At 65.0% G+C, this 19,709-nt stretch carries 14 protein-coding genes; 8 read left to right on the top strand and 6 right to left on the bottom strand.

Going from position 1 to position 19,709, the window contains the following annotated elements; translation table 11 throughout:
• Nucleotides 1–1,077 precede the first annotated feature (1,077 nt).
• From E2481_RS09570 to E2481_RS09560, 3 genes are read left to right on the top strand one after another with little or no spacing between them, the layout of a single operon-like run.
• Nucleotides 1,078–1,719: an Era-like GTP-binding protein gene (locus E2481_RS09570; RefSeq protein WP_136716920.1), complete on the top strand. Its 642-nt coding sequence runs from the start codon at nt 1,078–1,080 to the stop codon at nt 1,717–1,719.
• Between the two features lie 5 nt (nt 1,720–1,724).
• The gene (locus E2481_RS09565) at nt 1,725–2,111 is read left to right on the top strand and encodes a DUF2073 domain-containing protein (RefSeq protein WP_136716919.1); all 387 of its coding nucleotides are present in this window, start codon (nt 1,725–1,727) and stop codon (nt 2,109–2,111) included.
• Nucleotides 2,111–2,815 carry a Zn-ribbon domain-containing protein gene (locus E2481_RS09560; protein ID WP_136716918.1) on the top strand — a complete coding sequence of 235 codons (705 nt, stop codon included), beginning with the start codon at nt 2,111–2,113 and terminating at the stop codon, nt 2,813–2,815. Before E2481_RS09565 ends, E2481_RS09560 begins: the two co-directional genes overlap by 1 nt.
• A gap of 274 nt (nt 2,816–3,089) precedes the next feature.
• Here E2481_RS09560 and mdh read toward each other — a convergent pair whose 3' ends face one another.
• A complete protein-coding gene (mdh, locus tag E2481_RS09555) occupies nt 3,090–4,004 on the bottom strand; it encodes a malate dehydrogenase (RefSeq protein WP_136716917.1) in 915 nt (304 codons plus the stop codon).
• A 146-nt stretch (nt 4,005–4,150) separates the two neighbouring features.
• Between mdh and E2481_RS09550 the strand changes: the two genes are divergently transcribed.
• Nucleotides 4,151–4,846 (top strand): Sjogren's syndrome/scleroderma autoantigen 1 family protein, encoded by a 696-nt coding sequence (locus E2481_RS09550; RefSeq protein WP_136716916.1) that lies wholly within the window; start codon nt 4,151–4,153, stop codon nt 4,844–4,846.
• A 45-nt stretch (nt 4,847–4,891) separates the two neighbouring features.
• On the opposite strand, the gene E2481_RS09545 is transcribed toward E2481_RS09550, so the two are convergent.
• From E2481_RS09545 to E2481_RS09525, 5 genes are all read right to left on the bottom strand, one after another.
• Nucleotides 4,892–7,468: an ERCC4 domain-containing protein gene (locus E2481_RS09545; RefSeq protein WP_136716915.1), complete on the bottom strand. Its 2,577-nt coding sequence runs from the start codon at nt 7,466–7,468 to the stop codon at nt 4,892–4,894.
• Between the two features lie 168 nt (nt 7,469–7,636).
• Nucleotides 7,637–8,767, bottom strand: a complete 1,131-nt coding sequence (locus tag E2481_RS09540; RefSeq protein WP_136716914.1) for a carboxylate--amine ligase — start codon at nt 8,765–8,767, stop codon at nt 7,637–7,639.
• 158 nt (nt 8,768–8,925) lie between these two features.
• On the bottom strand, nt 8,926–9,528 hold the full coding sequence (locus E2481_RS09535) for a dolichol kinase (RefSeq protein ID WP_136716913.1): 603 nt from the start codon (nt 9,526–9,528) through the stop codon (nt 8,926–8,928).
• The gene (gene glyS / locus E2481_RS09530) at nt 9,528–11,333 is read right to left on the bottom strand and encodes a glycine--tRNA ligase (RefSeq protein WP_136716912.1); all 1,806 of its coding nucleotides are present in this window, start codon (nt 11,331–11,333) and stop codon (nt 9,528–9,530) included. Before glyS ends, E2481_RS09535 begins: the two co-directional genes overlap by 1 nt.
• A gap of 1 nt (nt 11,334) precedes the next feature.
• On the bottom strand, nt 11,335–12,183 hold the full coding sequence (locus tag E2481_RS09525) for a CBS domain-containing protein (protein WP_136716911.1): 849 nt from the start codon (nt 12,181–12,183) through the stop codon (nt 11,335–11,337).
• 174 nt (nt 12,184–12,357) lie between these two features.
• Here E2481_RS09525 and E2481_RS18685 point away from each other — a divergent pair, with 174 nt between their 5' ends.
• The 4 genes from E2481_RS18685 (at nt 12,358) to E2481_RS09510 (ending at nt 19,676) form a co-directional block, all read left to right on the top strand.
• Nucleotides 12,358–12,522: a DUF7556 family protein gene (locus E2481_RS18685; RefSeq protein WP_169302412.1), complete on the top strand. Its 165-nt coding sequence runs from the start codon at nt 12,358–12,360 to the stop codon at nt 12,520–12,522.
• A 135-nt stretch (nt 12,523–12,657) separates the two neighbouring features.
• Nucleotides 12,658–13,521 (top strand): hypothetical protein, encoded by an 864-nt coding sequence (locus tag E2481_RS09520; protein ID WP_136716910.1) that lies wholly within the window; start codon nt 12,658–12,660, stop codon nt 13,519–13,521.
• A 77-nt stretch (nt 13,522–13,598) separates the two neighbouring features.
• The gene (locus E2481_RS09515; RefSeq protein WP_136716909.1) at nt 13,599–14,021 is read left to right on the top strand and encodes a PPC domain-containing DNA-binding protein; all 423 of its coding nucleotides are present in this window, start codon (nt 13,599–13,601) and stop codon (nt 14,019–14,021) included.
• Entirely contained in the window at nt 14,022–19,676 is a 5,655-nt protein-coding gene (locus tag E2481_RS09510; protein WP_136716908.1) for a DNA polymerase II large subunit, read from the top strand.
• Nucleotides 19,677–19,709 lie beyond the last annotated feature (33 nt).

Here is a 19,709-nt window from a genome sequence, read left to right as displayed (position 1 = left end):
AACACCGCGAAATCGCCTAGATATAACCTCTTCGGCCCATTCGGGAATTACGGGACGTCCAGTTGAACCACAAGAACCCGTGGTTGACTACTTATTAAATATTTCGATAGTTGAGGAACCCGTCGGCGGAGCAACGGCCCTTTGCAGCCGAACTGGGCGGCGTGTTCGGCGTCTAGACGGCGGAAGGAACCAGCTGAGATGGAACAACCGGCGAAGTTCCCAATACGCGAACCAACGCCTGCACGCAGGGGAAGGTTACCTCCCCGATCAACCGACACGGGAGACGATCCCCGACGAGCTGAACGGGACGACAGACTCGACCGACACGGTGGACGAACAGGACAGTGGTGATCGGAACGACCCTGGCCGAGCAACCGATCACAGTTGTGGAGTGGTACCAATCACCTACTGACGGAACCCCCCCACCCCTTCGTTTCGGGTGGAACGGGCTCCGAAGGAGGGGGTGGGGGGACCCCCCTGCGGCAAGAGCCGTCTAGAAGAGAGAAGAACTAAATACGATACTATATAATCAAACCCGTAGTAGAGAGAAACAACGTATTCACACCCCAAAGCTAGCTAGACGGCTAGGACAGCCCCTAGAAACCGTCTTTTCTAGGCTTTTCGAAGGTCCGGTCACGTCGTCCACCCCTCCCCCCACCCACCCTCTCAGCGGAGTTCCACTCGAAACGAAGGGGTGGGGGGCTAGCACGTCGTGAATCGGTTGCCACTTCCCACTGCCGTTCCCCGGGCTGCCATCGGCTGGTTTGGCGACCTCCGCTGTCTGCCGGTATGTCTCTCGTTCTCGTGACCCCTCCCTTTCCATTCGAACCGGATCGACGAATCCACTCACGATGGAGTGCTGTCGGGTTCCAATCGGTCCCGCCCCAGCCGTGACTCCTGCTCGACGCGAACGGCCCCCACCATCGCTTCCCGTCCATACTGATCCCCCTTACGTCGGGCGATCTCCTGCATTAATATCGGAATATTTATGTATGTCTGACGTACACTTAAGTTAATTCGGTGGGGATGTAGCCTCTAAGGCTCTCTCACGCGGAAAAGAGAGCGGGAGGCTCCAGGATGGGACTGATCACGGACATCCGAGACAGCATTTCACGGTCGATAGCGTCGTTGTTCTCCGCGGAGGACCCGAAACGGATCGGTATTTACGGGCCGCCGAACGCGGGGAAGACGACCCTGGCGAATCGAATCGCGCGCGACTGGACCGGTGACGCCATCGGCCCGGAGAGTCACATTCCACACGAAACACGCCGCGCACGCAGGAAAGAGAACGTCGAGATCGAGCGGGACGGCAAATCCGTCACGATCGACGTCGTCGACACGCCGGGCGTGACGACGAAGGTCGATTACACGGAGTTCCTCGAACACGACATGGAGAAAGACGACGCGGTCCGTCGCTCTCGCGAGGCCACCGAAGGCGTCGCCGAGGCGATGCACTGGCTCCGCGAGGACGTCGACGGCGTCCTCTACGTGCTGGACTCGACGAAGGACCCGTTCACGCAGGTCAACACGATGCTGGTCGGCATCATCGAGAGTCAGGATCTCCCGGTGCTGATCCTCGCGAACAAGACCGACCTGCCGGAGTCGAACATCCGGCGCATCGAGAACGCGTTCCCGCAACACGAGACCATCCCGCTGTCCGCCCTGGAGGGCGACAACATGGACGAGGTCTACGACAAGATCGCGGACTACTTCGGGTGATATCGATGGCAGAAGTCAAACAAGCAGACGACGGCGTCCAGATAGACCTCATCAGCGGCGAGCGCATGGAGGGGATGGCATCGATGGAGAAGATCCGGATGATACTCGACGGGGTCCACGAGGGCAACATCGTCATCCTAGAAGAGGGGCTCTCGCCGGACGAGGAGTCGAAACTCATCGAGGTCACGATGACCGAGATCAGCCCCGACGAGTTCAACGGCATCGAGATCGAGACCTACCCGAAAGGTGACACCGCCGATTCCGGGCTGTTCGACCGACTGATGGGCAAAGACCCCGAGACGAAGAAGCTGACCGTCATCGGGCCGGCCAACCAGATAGAGACGCTCCACAAGGACGAGACGCTCATCAGCGCCTTGGTTTCCCGGAAATAATGCCCCACCAGTGTACGAACTGCGGTCGGGCGTTCGCCGACGGCTCCAAGGAGATGCTGTCGGGCTGTCCCGACTGCGGTGGCAACAAGTTCCAGTTCCACCCCTCGGAGACCGACGCGTCCGACGACCCCGACCCGTCGGCCGAGCCACCGGACCCGCCGGCCCCCGAGAGTTCAGTCGCCCGTACCGTCGGTTCGGCCGCGGCGACCGTTCGCAACCTGGTCGGGAACTCCGGGACCGGCGCGCCCGACCCGGACCCACAGACACCCGAGGAGACCCCCGCCGCACCGACCGGTCCCGAGTCACGGAGCGCCCCGGAGGCCAACCTGCCGTCGACCGAGGATACGGCACAGTCGAACGCCCGCAGCGAGGTCGTCAGCCCCGACGAGATCCCGACGGGCGGCTGGAACCCGACCGACGACACGGACGCCGGATCGCCGGACGCGGCGACGCTTTCGCCGAACGGTTCGTCCACTGAGACCGACACCGGCGAGGAGCGCTCCGCGGAGGACGCCGGCGAGGACCGACCGGACCTCACGGAACTCCGCGAGGAACTCAACGACCAGTTCGAGAGCATCAAAGTGCTCAATCCGGGCCAGTACGAACTCAACCTGATGGAGCTGTACGACCGCGAGGAGTACATCATCGCGCTGCAAGAAGACGGCCGCTACACCATCCAGGTGCCCGAAACCTGGCACGAGTGAGCCACGCTTTCGACTCCTCGACACGGTCCCATCTGTTTGCTCACGGACCTGATTCTCGAACCGGCACAATCGTTATATAAGATGGCATGGATGCTCTCGGCTGTAGACCATGCGACGCCGAGAGCACACGCGACTCTGTGAGTGGGCGGCCCTCGTCGACGCGGACCTCCCCGAGGAGTTCGCCTGCGAGTCCGAGGAGACCGCCACTCCCGAACAGTAACAGCGCAGTCGCTCGACGTTCGGTATCGAAAAAAGTCGCTGTCAGTGACGACGCTTAGGAGATCTTCTCGTACTGCTCGGAGAGCTTCTCGGCGGCTTCGTCGAGCAGTTCCTCCTCGTGGGCGGTCAGGTCCCAGTCGACGACCTCCTCGACGCCGTTCGCGCCGAGTTTGACCGGCACGCCGAAGGCGGTGTCCTCGTAGCCGTACTCGCCGTCGAGCGTGATCGAGGCGGGCAGGACCTCGCCCGTGTCGTTGATGACGGCTTCGACCATGTGGCCGACGCCCGACGCCGGACCCCACTCGGTCGCGCCCTTGCGCTCGATGACGTTCATGGCGCTCTCCTGGAGGTTGTCGAGGATCTCGTCCTGTTCGGCCTCGGAGAACTCGGGGTCGGCACCGTTGACGCGGACCTTCGAGAACACGGGGACCTGCGCGTCGCCGTGTTCGCCGAGGATCGTGGCTTCGACGTTCTGAACGGGCTCGTCGAACCGCTCGGAGAGGACGTACCGGAACCGCGCGGAGTCGAGTCGGCCGCCGAAGCCGATGACCTTGTGGCGGTCGCGATCGCCGACCTCGTACTGGTGGCGGTTGAGCAGGTCGACCGGGTTCGAGGTGGTGATCGAGACGAAATCGTCCGAGTGCTCCTCCAACTGGCCGATGATGTCGTCCATGATGGGCGCGTTGTCGCCCGCGAGGTCGATCCGCGTCTGGCCCGGCTGGCGCGGGATACCGGCCGTGATGACGACGACGTCCGAGCCTGCCGTGTCCTCGTATTCGCCCTGCCGGATCGTGGTGTTCGAGTCGTAGGCGACGCCGTGGTTCGTGTCCGCCGCCTGCCCCACCGTGACGTCCTCCTGGTCGGGGATGTCGACGTACACCAGTTCGTCCGCGATGTCGCGCAACGCGATGTTGTATCCCGCTGCCGCACCGACGGTACCCGCCGCACCGACTATGCTAACTTTCGTCATATCGCCTTAAAATGGCGGTCCGGAGGGATTAACTTCTTTCGGTAGGGCGACGCGTTCGCCCGTCCCCCGGACCTGAACCCGTCGCGACGGGCGTGGGGTGGCCGCGCTCGCAAAGCCTTTTCCACACGAACCGACACGCTACGTGTATGAGCGAGTTCGACAAGGAAGCCGAACGCGAGAAGTTGCGTGCGAAGTACGAGGACGAGGAGCAGGACCGCGAATCCACCGAGCGCATGAGCGACCTCCTCCTGAAAGGGGCGACCATGACCAACGCCCACTGTGGCACCTGTGGCGACCCCATCTTCCGCCACGAGGGCCAGGAGTTCTGTCCGACCTGCCAGGAAGTCCTCACGGACGAGGGAGCGCAGGCGGATGCGGACGCCGCTGACGCCGACGAGGCGGACGGACCCGAAACGGAGGGTGACGGGCAACCCGATCCCGACGTTCCGGCCGAGGCCGCCTCCGATGAGAACACGACGGGGGCGACCGACGCCGACCTCGGGAACCAGTCGAGTCCGGACGCGCCCGGCCAGTCGACGACGCCCGACCAGCCCGGAACGTCGTCCGAGACAGCGCACGTGCGCGGCGAGACGGCGCAGGGCGCACCGACGACGACCGCTCCCTCGGCGAGCGGTTCCGAGGCCGTTTCCGGTGGGCAGTCGTCGAGTCCCGACCCGACGGGCGAATCGCTGGCGAGCGCCCGGGCATCGCTCGAACGGACGGTGACCCGGCTGGCCCAGCAGGCCGAGGCGAGCGACGACCTCGAGCGCGCCCGCGCGTATCTGGCCGCGACCGAGGAAGCCGCCGACGCGCTCGCAGCCGTCAAACGCGCCGACCGTTAACCCCCCTGTTTCCGGTCGAACCCGTTTTTTCAGCGTCCTCGTCTGTCACCCATCGTAGTCGCTACCGACCACGTCACGGATCCGCTCGGCGGTCACCTGGCCGACGCCGTCCACGTCCTGTAAGTCCTCCTCGCTGGCGGTCATGACTGCCTCGACGCCCCCGAACTCCGAGAGCAGCGACCGCGCGGTGACCGGTCCCACGTCCGCGATGGAGGCGACGACGTACTCCTGTTGCTCGGCGAGCGTCTTGGACTGTTTCTCGCCGTGGACGCTCACCTCGCGGTCCGCGGTCTCCTGTTCGCGCGTCGCGATGACCTCCAGCATGTCCGCGGTCTCGTCCTCGTCGGCCGTTCGCAGGACGCTCACGCCGAAGTCGACGACCAGCGCCGACAGCGCTCCCCGAATGGCGTTCGGGTGGACGCTGCGCTCCCCGTAGAGGTCGCCGCCCTCGATGACGACCACCGGGCGCGCGTAGTGCCGGCTGGCGTCGCCCACTTGCTCGAACATCGAGCGGTCGCCCCCCGTCAGCGTGTCGAGGAAGTCACCCACCGTCTTGCGCTCGACCACGACCCGATCCGAGAGGACGTAGTCGCCGACTTCGAGCGTCTCCAGTCGCGTCTCGACGCCCTCGCGGGTCGAGAGGTCACGCGCGATCGTCGAGTCGAGTTCCCGCTGGTCGGCCACGATCTCGACGCCCTCCTCCTGGGGTTCGGCCTCGGCGACGACCCCCTCCGTTTCCTCTCCGTCGTCGGACCTGTCACCCGTTTCGCCCACCGTTTCGTCTCCACTCGCCGATACTTCCTCGCCCGACCCCCCTGTTTCGTCTCCACGCGCCGACTCGTTGTCTCCCTGACTCTCTCCGTCCCCGGCGTCCTCGGCGTCGGTCCCGTCGGCGGCGAACGCCGCCAGCCCGGACTGTCCCGCGTCGACCGACCGCTGCCCCTTCGTTTCCCTTGCAGCGCCGTCGCTGCCCGACGCGCTGACCGCTGTCTCGCCACTGCCGGGTTCGGCCGGGTCCTCCCCGTCGCCGTCCCCGGCGAACTCGTCGATTCCGGGTTGCTCGACGAGTTCGGCCTCGATTTCCCCTGCAACGGATTTCAGGTCGCGCAACTCGCGTTTCATTCGCTTCTCGTCGTTGCGTGACTTCCAGAAGTACGCCTCGTCGCGGGTGTCTTCGGCGAGGAGGACGACGACCTGTCCCTCCGTCTGGCGGCCGGTCCGTCCCTTCCGCTGGATCGACCGGATGGCCGTGGGCACGGGTTCGTAGAACAGGACGAGGTCGACCTCCGGCACGTCCAGGCCCTCCTCGGCGACCGACGTGGACACCAGCACCTCGAACTCCCCGGCCCTGAAATCGTCGAGCGTCTCCTGCTGTTCGGTCTGGGTCATCCCGTCGCTGCCCTCGGTGTCGCTCTGCCCGACGAACTTGTGGGTCTCGAAGTGCTCACCTAGAAACTCCGTCAGCGTCTCGGCCGTGTCGCGGGATTCGGTGAAGACGATGACTCGCTCGCCGTCGTTGAGTCCCAGGGTCTCGGCCAGCAGGATGCGGGTCTGGCGGAACTTCGGGTGCAGGTCGTCGTACTCCTCGGCCCGGCGCATCGACTCCCGGACTTTCGGGTCCGAGACGAACCGCTGGTCGGCTTTGGACGCGCCGGAACTGCGCGCGGCGTTTTTCAGCCGCTCGAAGTACCTGCGGAGCGATTCGACGCTCTGGGTCTCGACGTAGTTGACCGCGGTGTTCAACTTCCGGATCTCGGCGTGGAGGCTCATCCCCTTGTACCCCTCCGACTGGTCGTTGTTCATCAGCTCCCGGAGTTTCCCCTGGATCCTGACTAACTCCTTCTCGGAGAGGTCGGGACTGGTCTTGTTCGTGACGCCGAGGTCCTTCAACTTGGTCAGCCGGTCGGTGATGACCTCGTTGAGCGAGTCCCGGATCTCCACGACCGCCTCCGGCAGCTCGACGCGTTTCCACTCCACGTCGGTGTCGTGGGTGTGCTCGGCCACGTCGGCGTCGTCCTCGGTCATCACCTCGACTTCCTGGAGGCCGAGGTTCTCACACACCTGGAGGATGGCCTCCTCGTCGCCGCCGGGGGAGGCGCTCATCGCGGTGACGAGCGGGTCGTCGGCGTCGGCGTGGTACCGTTCGGCGATGTAGTTGTAGGCGTAGTCGCCGCTGGCGCGGTGGCACTCGTCGAACGTGCAGTGGGTCACCTCACGAAGCGAGATGCGATTCCCGACCAGGTCGTTCTCGACGACCTGCGGGGTGGCGATGATGATGCGCGCGTCCTCCCACAGGTCGGCGCGGTCGTCGGGCTTCACTTCGCCGGTGAAGACGACGATCTCGTCGTCCGGAATCTGCAGGGCTTCCCGGTAGAACTCGGCGTGCTGGGTGACCAGCGGCTTGGTTGGGGCCAGAAAGAGCGCCTTGCCCCCGCGTTCGTGGAGGCGGTCGGCGGTCACCAGCAGGGACACGGAGGTCTTGCCGAGGCCGGTCGGGAGACAGACCAGCGTGTGGTCGCCGGTCGCGGCGTCGGCCAGCTGGCGCTGGTACTGTCGGTCTTCCAGCAACCCCTCGGTCAGGAGCGGGTGTTCGATGTACTCGACCTCGTCGGTCGCTGCCATTGGTTCCGGTATCCGCCGGCTCGGGTTAAGGGTTCGTGTACCGTGGCGGAAGTGAAACGATGGGTAAGCCCGGCTTACCCCGCTCTCATACGGAATGCTGTAGAACATTTTCGCATCGACCACCCGACTGCGGGCGGTCGTAGCGGTAAACAGCTACAGCAAACCGTATCAGGCGAGGTTCCGCCACAGTCCGCTGAGGCCGTAGGAGAATCCGGGCAGGGGGTCGTCGACCGACAGCACGTCGCGCTGTCGGGTCTCGGAAACTGACTGGAGGACCTCCCGGACCGCAGTCAGGCGGTCCGTCCCGGAGAGAGCCTGCATGGCGTCGCCCAGCAGCCAGTGGGCTCGGACGCCGTGGTCGTACTCCAGTGCGGCGTCACACTCCCCGGTCGTCGCGAGCTGATAGAGGAGGACGGGGGCGTTCATTCCGGCGGCGACGGTCAGCCGGAGGCTCCCCCAGAGCCGGGGGTTCACTTCGATCAGCTGTGGGGTGTCCGTTCGCGGGTCGACGCGGTACTCGGCCATCGCGACGCCCTGCCACTCCATCGCCGACAGCAGGCGGTCGGTCGCCTCGATCAGGTCGGGGTCCGCGACGGTCTCCCGGAGCGTGCTCGGCCCGCCGTCGGGATGGGTCGACCGGAGGCGCTGCTGGACCGTCACGCCCCGGAGATCGCTGTCCCAGTTGTAGAGCGTGTACACGCCCCGCTCGCCCCCGTTGGGAACGTACGACTGTACCATGACCGGCCCGTGTTCGCTCCTGGCGCGCGTGACTGCCCGCGTCAGTTCGGTCCTGTCCGCACAGACGTGCACGCCCATTCTCGCTCGCCCGTGCCGGGGCTTTACGATGACCGGGTACTCCAGGCGGGCGTCCACGCCGTCGATGCCGACCTCCTCTGGACACTCCGTCTGCGGATGGGGCACGTCGACCTCGTCGGCCATCTCCATGGTCCGGGCCTTGTCGTAGCCGAGTTCGAACTGCTCGGTCGGGGGGAACGGAAGCTCGGTGTGGGGTTCGAGGCGGTCCCTGGCGGCGACGATCGGCTCGATCGACCCGCCGTCGACCGGCAGCAACAGGTCGTAGTCGCGGCGTTCGAGTTCCCGCTCGACCGTCCGCTGGAACCCCTCGCGGTCAGCCGCCGGGTCCGGGTACCTGAGGAAGTCGTCGGTGTACCGCGAGAACCTGGCCGGCGACAGCCGCGACGGCCCGGCCGCCGTGACGGTGACGCCGGCCCGGGTGAGTTGCCTGATGGCGACCAGGCCGTGCCGCGTCCCGCCGCTCAAGACGAGTGTCCGTCCCATACCCCCGCAGGTCTCTATATAGGTTCGTAGTTATTGTTCGTGTATATAGACAGCACGGCCGTACGACAGGATTATCCCGAACCCCGGGGCTGGGGTCCCGATGTCCCCGATATGTCGGCTCCCGGTGAACGAACGGGCTGAAACGTCCCCGGAGATCGTCAGAAGCTGACCGTCGGCAGGTAGGCGACGCCGGCGTACATCGCGACGGCGGCGTAGATGGGGATCGTGAGGTTGTCGTCAACGACGAACCCCTTGATGATGGGCTTGACGCCGTCGGCGACCATCGCGGCGAGGCCGCCGAGGATGGCTGCCGAGAGCGGAACCCAGAACGAGGCGATGACGGCACAGACGCCGAACATGGTCGCGAGCACGATCGGCCGCTTGACCATTCGGAGTTCGTCGGCACTGAGCTGGCCGCTGATCGGGTCGGCCAGCGTCAACATCAGGATGGCCGGGATTGCGATGCGGGGCTCGAAGACGATGCCAGTCAGCGACCCGGAGAAGACGTACATCGCGTAGCCAGCGACGCTGTCCTGTTCGTACTCGCGGGTCAGCTTGTCGAAGACGACCCAGTCCCACCCGAAGCCCAGGCGGACCACTTCCAGGACGACGGCGACGGCGATGCCGCCGGCCAGGATATACCGGATGTACGGGTCCCATTCGAGATACGGCGAGCCGAGGAACCGCTCGTTTAGCAGGTACAGCGCCGGGATGCCGGCACCGCTTGCGTGAACCAACTTGCGCGCGATCTCGTTGGCCATCAGAGGTCGGACACGGACGTCTCACCCGCGCGGAGCGTCCGGAGCCGCGTCGCCAGTTCGTCCAGTCCCACCCGTGCCTGCGCGGTCGAATCCCGGTCCCGAACAGTGACAGAGTCGTCCTCGAGCGTGTCGTAGTCGACGGTCACGCAAAACGGCGTCCCCACCTCGTCCTGTCTGCGGTAGCGCCGCCCGATCGAACCCGACGCGTCGTAGGCCACCTCGAAGCCGGCAGCGCGCAACTCGTCGGCGACCTCGCGGGCGCGCTCGCCCAGGCCGTCCTTGTCCATCAACGGGAACACGGCGACGGTCTTCGGTGCGACCTCCGGCGGGAGCGAGAGGACCGTCCGCTCTTCGTCCTCGTCGTCGGCCTCGCTCGCGGCTTCGCCGCTCGCGTCTTCCGAGGCCTCCCCGAGATCTTCCTCCCGGTAGCTGTGAGCCAGCACGGTGTAGACGATCCGGTCGACGCCGAAGGACGGCTCGACGACGTGTGGCGTGATGTGCTCGCCGGACTCGGTCGTCTCCTCGACGGCGAACCCCGTCTTTTCGACTGGAACCGTCAGCTCCTCACCGTCCACGTCGACGCTCACTTCGTCGCCCTCGAACGCCGAGCGGTCGCGCTCGGCCAGGGCTTCGAGCGCGTCGGCCACCGCGGCCGCGTCCCCGCCGAACTCCGGCCCGAGATAACTCATGTCCGGGTCGACGGTGGCGCGCTCCACGGTAATGGGATCGTCGTACTGTTTGAAGATCGTGAAGTCCTCGTCGGCGTACTCGCCGTGTTTCGAGAGGTCGTAGTCGCCCCGATAGGCGAAGCCGGTGATCTCCACCCAGTCGGGTTCGGCACCGGGAGCGGTCACGTCAGCTTCGGCGTCCCAGCAGTCGGCCGCGTAGTGGGCCAGTTCCCCCTCGTTGTGCTGGCGGTACCGGAACCGGTCCATGTCGACGCCGATCCGCGCGTACCAGTCCTTGGCGACGCCGAGGTAGTAGGCCACCCAGTCGCTGGTGATGACGTCCTCGGCGACCGCCTCGCCGACGGTCATCGTCTGGGGTGCGCCGCCGTCGGCGTCCTGTTCGGCGGCCGAGTACAGCGTCACTTCCACGTCTTCGACCTCGGCGAGCGGCGGTTCGTCCGTTTCCGGGTCGATGAAGTGCTCCAGCTCCGCTTGCGCGAACTCGCGCAGGCGGATGAGCCCTTTCCGGGGACTGATCTCGTTGCGGTAGGCCGGCCCGACCTGGGCGACGCCGAAGGGGAGTTGCCCGCGTGCGTACTCCTTGAGCCGCGGGAACTCCACGAAGATCCCCTGGGCGGTCTCCGGTCGCAGGTACCCCGGCGAGGAACTGCCCGGCCCGATGTTCGTCCCGAACATCAGGTTGAAATCGTCGACCGGTTCGCCCGCGAGGTCGGTGCCGCAGGTCGGACAGACCAGTTCGGCTTCGGCGATGATCTCCTCGACTTCCGGGATCGGGATGGATTCGGCCTCCTCGATGTCGGTGTTGTCCTCGACGAGGTGGTCCGCGCGGTGGGAGGTCCCACACTCGGGACACTCCAGGATCATGTCGTCGAACCCGTCGAGATGCCCCGAGGCCTCGAAGACCGGTTCGGGCATCACGGTGGGCGATTCGATCTCCATGTGGCCCTCCCGGCGGACGAAGCGGTCGCGCCAGGCGTCCTGGACGTTCTCTTTGAGCGTCGCGCCCTCGGGGCCGTAGACGTAAAAGCCCGCGACGCCGCCGTAGGCCTCGCTGGACTGGAAGAAGAAACCCCGGCGTTTCGCCAGTTCCGTCAGTCGCGCTGTGTTGTCGGTCATCTCACTGCAGGGCGTTCAGTAGGTCGATGTCCTGGACGATCCCGTCGAGGGAGTCGCCGCCGACCAGCGGGATCTGTTCGATGTCCTTGTCGATCATCAACTGGGCGGCGTCCTGTGCGTCCTGGCGCTTCGAGACGGTGATGAGCCCTTCGGTCATGAAATCCCGAACCGGTTCGAGCGGTATCTCGACGTTCCGCGTCGGCATGTAGCTGTTGCCGACGGCCTTGACCGATTCCCACTTCCAGTCGTCGTCGTCGTCGGCGATGGACTCGCCGGTGTCGGCCTCGCCCTCGACGACGCGAGCCACGTCCAGGATGTCGACTTCGGTGATCATCCCCGACATGTCCCCGTCGTCGTCGAGGACGATGGCGTAGGGCACGTCCGCGTGGGACAACTCCCGTTCGGCGACGGGCAGGGGCGTTCCCTCGTAGACGCAGTTGATCTCGCGGGTCGCCACCTCGTCCAGCGGGCTGGTGCCGTCGGCCTCGCCGGAGGCGATGGCGTGGACAACGTCGGTGACGGTGACGATGCCCTCGAGTTTCCCGTCGACGACCGGGACGCGGCGCGCGCCTTCCCGGACCATCAGCGCCGCCACCTCGGTGATGTCGGTGTCGGCGGTCGTGGTCGGGACTTCCTCGACCAACAGCGCCAGCTGGTCCTCGTCGGGTTGTTCGATCAGCGCGTCGCGGGAGACGATGCCGCGGAACTCCTCGCCATCGTCCGTCTGTTTGATCACTGGTACCGACGAGAACGCACGCTCCTGGAGGTACTCTAGCACGTCGTCACGCGTCCCCGGAATCTCCACCGTGACGACCTCGGACCGTGGCGTCATGGCGTCTGCGACCTTCATATTGGACCTATCTCCTGGCCGCTCCTACTAAGTCCTTCACATTGACCCTCCTGAACTGCCAGCCGGAACTGATTTCCGACCCCTGCCGTCCGGCCCGACCCAGCCCGTCCGTCGAATGAGACCTATTGGCACGAATCCGGCACGTTTATATGTGCGTGTGTAACAGTCTCACACATGGCCCCTGACGCAGCCACTACGGAGAAAGTCGCGGAGTGTGAAGCTATGGGCTCGATCGACAGCGGCGACGTCGAGCAGTTCGTCATCGCCTACCCCTGCCAGGACGACGCCTGGGTTTCAGCCGACCTCGCAGACGCTAAAACCCTCTCCGAGTGGTGTTAGGCCTTCTCGGCCGGTTCGTCTCGCGACCGACGCTCGCCGTCCCGTCGCCTCCTTTCGCCGTCCGTCACTTCCCACGCGCAGGTCGTTCCTTCGGATTTGAAGACACTTTTGACCCTCTTTTGTAGATGAATCATCATGAAACGGAGACAGATGTTGGCGGCAACCGGAGCGGCGCTGTTCGCTGGCTGTACCTCGGACACGGACTCCCCGACCGACACCGCCGCGGACGATGGAACGGCGACGACTGCGCCCGCCGCGACGGAGACGGCCACCGCGACGGCATCACCGACGGCCACTGCGACACGGACGCCACAACCGTCGATTCGGACGCTCGAACCCGTCACCAAGCGGCTCGCGTTCGACGAGGAGGAGACGATTTCGGCCCATACCACGTCGGCGTTCGGCCGGGGGGCCGAACCGTTCGTCGCGCTGGATGCGACGATTCCGGTCCACGGCAACGCGGCCGAGTTCAAATACGGCGGATCGGTCAGCCGGAACGGTACCGAGGTCGAGGACTTCGAGACCGACCTGATAACGGAAGCCGTGTCCGACAGCGATCAGTACGTCGATAACTACTGGGTTAACTTCGGCCGGCATGAATGGGAAACAGGGACGTATACGGCCGAAATCGTGGTTACGGATACCCTCTCGTCGGAGACGACGACGGCGACGACGGAGTTCGATATCGTGACACCACTGGCGGATCGTGAGGTGCAACTGATCTCGACGGACCTGCCCACGCACGCCACCGCTGGTGAGTCGCTGTCGTACGCGCTCACGTTCGAGAACCGCGCTGACCGTGCGAGTTCGCTCGTGACGGACCTCAGCCTCCGACAGGGACCGGACACGTGGATGGATCTGGACCAGACGCTTACGCTGAATATGCGGCCGAAAGAGACCAGACGCATCGAAAACTCGTTTACGCCGAGTTCCGCCGGTCGGTTCGAGATTCGCCTCGACCACCTCGACGATACCTTCGGGTTCACCATCGACGAGTAGCCGGTCGGACCGTCCCAGTTCTCGACCGCGCGCGGAAACAGTGAAGACTTTTTGCCAGGCCCTCCCTGGAAGTCTGTATGGATTATCGCGAAGTCGAGGGTGCTCGGGAGTACGTCGCCCGACTCGAACACGGACGGGGCTGGCGCGAACAGATCGAGGACTTCGCCGACGACGAGGGCATCGACGCGGCCTTCTTCATCGGCCTCGGTGCCGTCCAGGACGCGACGCTGCTGTTCTACGACCAGGACGACCAGGAGTACTACGACGTGGAGTTCGACGAACCGTTCGAGGTCGTCCCCGCAGTCGGCAACATCTCCTGGCTGTACGAGGACCGGTTCGCGCACACGCACATGACGCTCTCCCGTGAGGACGGCAGCGTCGTCGCCGGCCACCTAGACGAGGCGACGACCTTCGCGGGCGAGTTGTACGTCCGGGAGTTCGACACGGAACTCGACCGCGAGCACGACGAGACCACTGACCTGGATCTCTGGCCCCTGTAGATGCGTCCGGAAGACGAACGGTACTTCGAGCGGCTCGAAGCCGAACTCGACGACGCCTTCGACGTGGCGACGGCGGCCCGCGAGCGCGGCGGCGACCCCACGACAGACGTGGAGATCCCCACCGCACGGGACATGGCCGACCGCGTCGAGAACATTCTGGGCATCGACGGCGTCGCCGAGCGCGTCCGCGAGCTAGAGGGCGAGATGAGCCGCGAGGAAGCAGCACTGGAACTCGTCGAGGACTTCGTCGAGGGGACCGTCGGCGACTACGACACCAAGGGCGGCAAGGTCGAGGGCGCGGTCCGGACGGCGGTCGCCCTGCTCACCGAGGGCGTCGTCGCCGCCCCCATCGAGGGCATCGACCGCGTCGAAGTGTTGGAAAACGACGACGGCACGGAGTTCGTCAACGTCTACTACGCCGGCCCGATTCGCTCGGCGGGCGGGACCGCACAGGCCCTCTCCGTGCTGGTCGCCGACTACGCCCGCGCGCTGCTGGGCATGGACGAGTACAAGGCCCGCGACGAGGAGATCGGCCGCTACGCCGAGGAGATCGAACTCTACGACAAGGACACCGGCCTCCAGTACTCGCCCAAGGAGAAGGAGACGAAGTTCATCGCCGAGCACATGCCGATCATGCTCGACGGCGAGGCCACCGGCGACGAGGAGGTGTCGGGCTATCGGGACCTCGAACGGGTCGATTCGAACTCCGCCCGCGGCGGGATGTGTCTCGTCCTCGCGGAGGGGATCGCGCTCAAGGCCCCGAAGATCCAGCGCTACACCCGCAATCTGGACGAGGTCGAGTGGCCCTGGCTCCAGGACCTGATCGACGGGACCATCGGCGAGGACGAGGGCGACGACGACGCCGACGACAAGGCGGAGGGCGACGCCGAGCACGACGACGGCGACGAGGCGGACGAACCGGACGGCCCGCCACGCGTCGGCCCCTCGAAGAAGTTCCTCCGGGACCTCATCGCCGGCCGCCCGGTCTTCACCCATCCCTGTGAGCCCGGGGGGTTCCGACTCCGCTACGGTCGCGCGCGGAATCACGGCTTCGCGACCGCCGGCGTCCACCCGGCGACGATGCACCTCGTCGACGACTTCCTCGCGACGGGCACCCAGATCAAAACTGAGCGCCCCGGGAAGGCCGCGGGCGTCGTGCCCGTCGACAGCATCGAAGGCCCCACGGTCAGACTCGCCAACGGCGACGTGCGCCGCATCGACGACCCCGAGGTGGCCCTGGAGGTCCGGAACGGCGTCGAGAAGATCCTCGACCTCGGTGAGTACCTGGTGAACTACGGGGAGTTCGTCGAGAACAATCATCCCCTGGCTCCAGCCTCCTACACTGTGGAGTGGTGGGAGCAGGACTTCGAGGCAAGCGGCGCGGACGTACAGGCCATGCGCGACTCGGTCCAGGTCGATCTGGCGGACCCATCCGCCGATGAGGCCATCGAGTGGGCCACCGAGTACGACGCGCCGATCCATCCGAAATACACCTACTGCTGGCACGACGTCTCCGTCGCCGAGTTCGAGGCGCTGGCCGACGCCGTCGAGAACGGTCGTATCGCCGAAACAGACGGAGCCGTGATGTCCGGCGAGTCGGGGCCTGACGGCGCGGGTGACCTCGTCGTCCCCCGTTCCGACGACGGCGAGGAGGTCGCGACAACCCTCGAAAGCCTGCTGGTCGAACACCACCGGGGCGAAGAGCGCCTGACGATCCCCGACTGGAAACCCCTGGTCCGGTCGCTGGGCTTTTCCGACCGACTCGACCGCGAGTGGGACGCGGGGGACCTCTCGACTGCGGCCCGCGAGTACGCCGACGGCGACAACGCCATCAGGGCCGTCAACGAGGTCGCGCCCTTCGAGATCAGGGAACGCGCCCCCACCCGCATCGGGAACCGGATGGGCCGCCCCGAGAAATCCGAGTCCCGCGACCTCTCGCCGGCCGTCCACACGCTCTTTCCCATCGGCGAGGCCGGCGGCAGCCAGCGGGACGTGAGCAAGGCCGCCGCCACCGGCGACGGCATCGACAACCCGCGCGGCGAGGTCGAGGTCCAGGTCGGCCGCCGCCGCTGTACCGACTGCGGCACCGAGACCTACGAGGCCCGCTGTCCGGACTGCAACGGCACGACCGACGCCGTCTACATCTGCCGGGACTGCGACATCGAGGTCGAACCCGACCCCTCTGGCCGGGCGGAGTGTCACCGCTGTGAGAGCATGGCCTCGCCGGTCCAGACCAAGACCGTCAGCGTCCGCGAGCAGTTCCACGAAGCCTTAGAGAACGTCGGCGAGCGCGAGAACGCCTTTGAGATCGTCAAGGGCGTCAAGGGCCTGTCCTCGAAGATGAAGACGCCCGAACCCATCGAGAAGGGGATCATGCGGGCGAAACACGGCGTGTCGGCGTTCAAGGACGGCACCGTCCGCTACGACATGACCGACCTCCCGGTCACGTCGGTCCGCCCCGAGGAACTCGACGTCACCGCCGACCAGTTCCGCGCGCTGGGCTACGAGGAGGACATCCACGGCGACCCGCTCGTCCACGACGACCAGCTCGCCGAACTCAAAGTCCAGGACATCGTCCTCTCGAACGGCGCGGCCGAGCACATGCTCAAGACCGCCGACTTCGTCGACGACCTCCTGGAGAGCTACTACGGGCTCGATGCGTACTACGAGTTCGACGACCGCCAGGACCTCGTCGGCGAGCTCGTGTTCGGGATGGCACCACACACCAGTGCGGCGACCGTGGGCCGAGTTATCGGATTTACGTCAGCTGCCGTCGGGTACGCGCATCCGTATTTCCACGCCGCGAAACGGCGGAATTGCTTCCATCCGGACACCGAAATCACGTACGAAGACGATGACGGGACGCTGAGACGCCAGTCCATCGCACAGTTCGTCGAGCGACGGCTGGACGACCCGCGCATCGACGACTTCGGTGCGTCTGTAGCGGAGCTAGACGGCGAAATCCGCGTCCAGTCCATCGACGACGGTGGGAACTGGGTCCGGAAACCGGTCGAAGCTGTCTCGAAACACCCAGCACCGGAGCATCTGGTAGAGATTACAACCGACGGCGGGCGGACGATTACTGTCACGCCGGACCATTCGATGGTTCGATGTGACGATGGGCTGACGGACGTCGAGGCACGCGAGTTGAACGAGGGGGATGCCGTCCCGTTGTTCGGGAAAAGTGAAGAGCGTCCTACAGGTGCTCAGTTGCCGCAGTCTCTCGCTGACGGTGGGACGGACGTTGAAATAGTCGAACGGGTCGAACTCATCCCGTCTGATGTCGAGTATACGTACAGCCTTACGGTCGCGGATACGAATCGAGTCGTTGCCAACGGGATTGGCGTCGGCCAGTGCGACGGTGACGAGGACTGTGTGATGCTGCTGCTCGATGGCCTGCTGAACTTCAGCAAAAAGTACCTCCCGGACAAGCGCGGCGGAAGCGTCGCGGAGGACTCCCGACTGGTTGCGGTCGACCCCAACGACAACGTTCGGTTTCTCACATTCGGGGAGTTCTGGAACGAACTCGAATCACCGCTGGAGGTCGATGGGAAGTTCCGGAAGCGAACCTGCTACGAGGAGGGCTGGCGGACCTACGCGTTCGACGAGAACCATGAAGCGTCGCTGCAACCTGTCGAGAAAGCCATACGCTACCGCGCTGACGAGGACGAAGAACTCGTCCGCATCGAGACGCAGTTCGGCCGCTCGCTGGAGCTGACCGAACATCACAGTCTGTTCCGCTACGACGACAGTATCGAAGAAGTTGCTGGAGCGGAACTTTCGGCAGGCGATCTCGTCGTTGCACCCCGCCAACTCGACGTCGAGACCGAACGGACTACTATCGACGTCGCCGGGTGCGTCGACGAACCGTACGTCGTCATCGACGATCACGTCGAGGACCTGCTGACGACCGCCTGGGAGACCAGGGAACGAGGGAGCCCGACTCACCAGGCGTTCAAATCTGGACTCTCCTATCGACTCTCGAAAGGGAAGATTCCGTACGACCGGTTCGAACGTATCCTTGATCTCGTTGACTTTCAGGTCCCACGGGACGTGAAGATCGGTCTGGAAGGTTCGTCTGATGGGATCTCACGTACTATCGATATCGATGAGAACTTCGCGTGGTTGCTCGGACTGTTCGTTGCGGAAGGATCCACTTCCAGCGTCTGTCCGACGATCCACAACGCCAACGAGGACCTCATCGACCGCGCTGCCGACATCATCGAGGACACGTTCGGTCACGAACCCGGCCGTCGCTGGTCGAACCGCACCTACGAACTCCGCTTCCCGGCTGTCTTCCGCGAGGTTTTGTACGATCTCGGCTTCGAGGACGCCGACTCGTACAATTCGAGCGAGAAGGTCGTTCCCGAGTGCATCCTGCAGGCTCCTCACGATACAGCACTCGCGTTCCTGCGTGGCTTCATCGAGGGCGACGGGAGCGACTCGGCCGACGGCAACGTAACCACGGTCGGGTTCCACACGACCAGCGAAGACGTCAAAGACGGTGTAGTTTTCTTGCTTCATCGGCTCGGACTGGTCGCGAACGTCTCACACCGGGAGCGCGACGAGAACCGCCAGCCGATTTACACGGTCACGGTATCGGGCGGTGCGTCGGACAACCCACTTCATCGAGTCCTCGACGGCGAGGACCCCTACTACCCCAAGAGTCTGGTCGTCTCGATACCGGATGCACTGATGGAGATTCGCGAGCGGGACATCGAGGGCATCAAGCAACTGATCCCGAAGTACCTGAAGCGTCGGGACAACATCTCGCTGGAGAAACTCCGAGAGATCGTCCGGGAACTCGAATCGCGTAATCTCCCGGACGACGTGACAGAGAAACTTGCAGAACTGCGACCGCTTGTTGATGGCGACCTCTCGTATCTCCGGGTCAAGAACGTCGAACGTGTCGACTACGACGGCCACCTCTACGACCTTCAGGTCGGCGGTGAGCCGATCTTCACCGCGAACTGGCTCTACGCCCACAATTCCATGGACGCACCCTTGGTGATGTCTTCGCGGATCGACCCCTCGGAGATCGACGACGAGGCCCACAACATGGACATCGTCGACCAGTACCCCCGGGAGTTCTACGAGGCGACCCGGGAGATGGCCGACCCCGAGGCCGTCGAGGACCTCGTCACCATCGCCGAGGAGAACCTCGGCACCGACCGCGAGTACACGGGCTTCCGACACACCCACGACACCTCGAACATCGCGCTCGGGCCGGATCTCTCGGCGTATAAGACCCTGGACGACATGATGGCGAAGATGGACGCCCAGCTGGAACTCTCACGAAAGCTCCGGGCTGTCGACCAGACCGACGTGGCCGAACGCGTCATCGAGGGCCACTTCCTGCCCGATATCATCGGCAACCTCCGGGCGTTCTCCCGCCAGGAGACGCGCTGTCTGGACTGCGGGGAGAAGTATCGTCGGGTTCCCCTCACCGGGGACTGCCGGAAGTGCGGCGGCGACATGACGCTCACTGTGCACCACGGCTCGGTCACCAAGTACATCGACACCGCGCTCCAGGTCGCCGAGGAGTACGGTGCCCGCGAGTACACCAAACAGCGCCTCCGTATTCTCGAAAAGTCCATCGAACGGGTCTTCGAGAACGACCACAACAAGCAGAGCGGCATCGGCGATTTCATGTGAGACGACCTTTTTCTGCGTCGGGTCGCCGTCGGC

It is taken from the genome of Halorientalis salina, assembly GCF_005049285.1.
Taxonomy (GTDB): Archaea; Halobacteriota; Halobacteria; order Halobacteriales; family Haloarculaceae; genus Halorientalis; species Halorientalis salina.
This window is presented reverse-complemented; position numbering and strand designations above follow the sequence as displayed.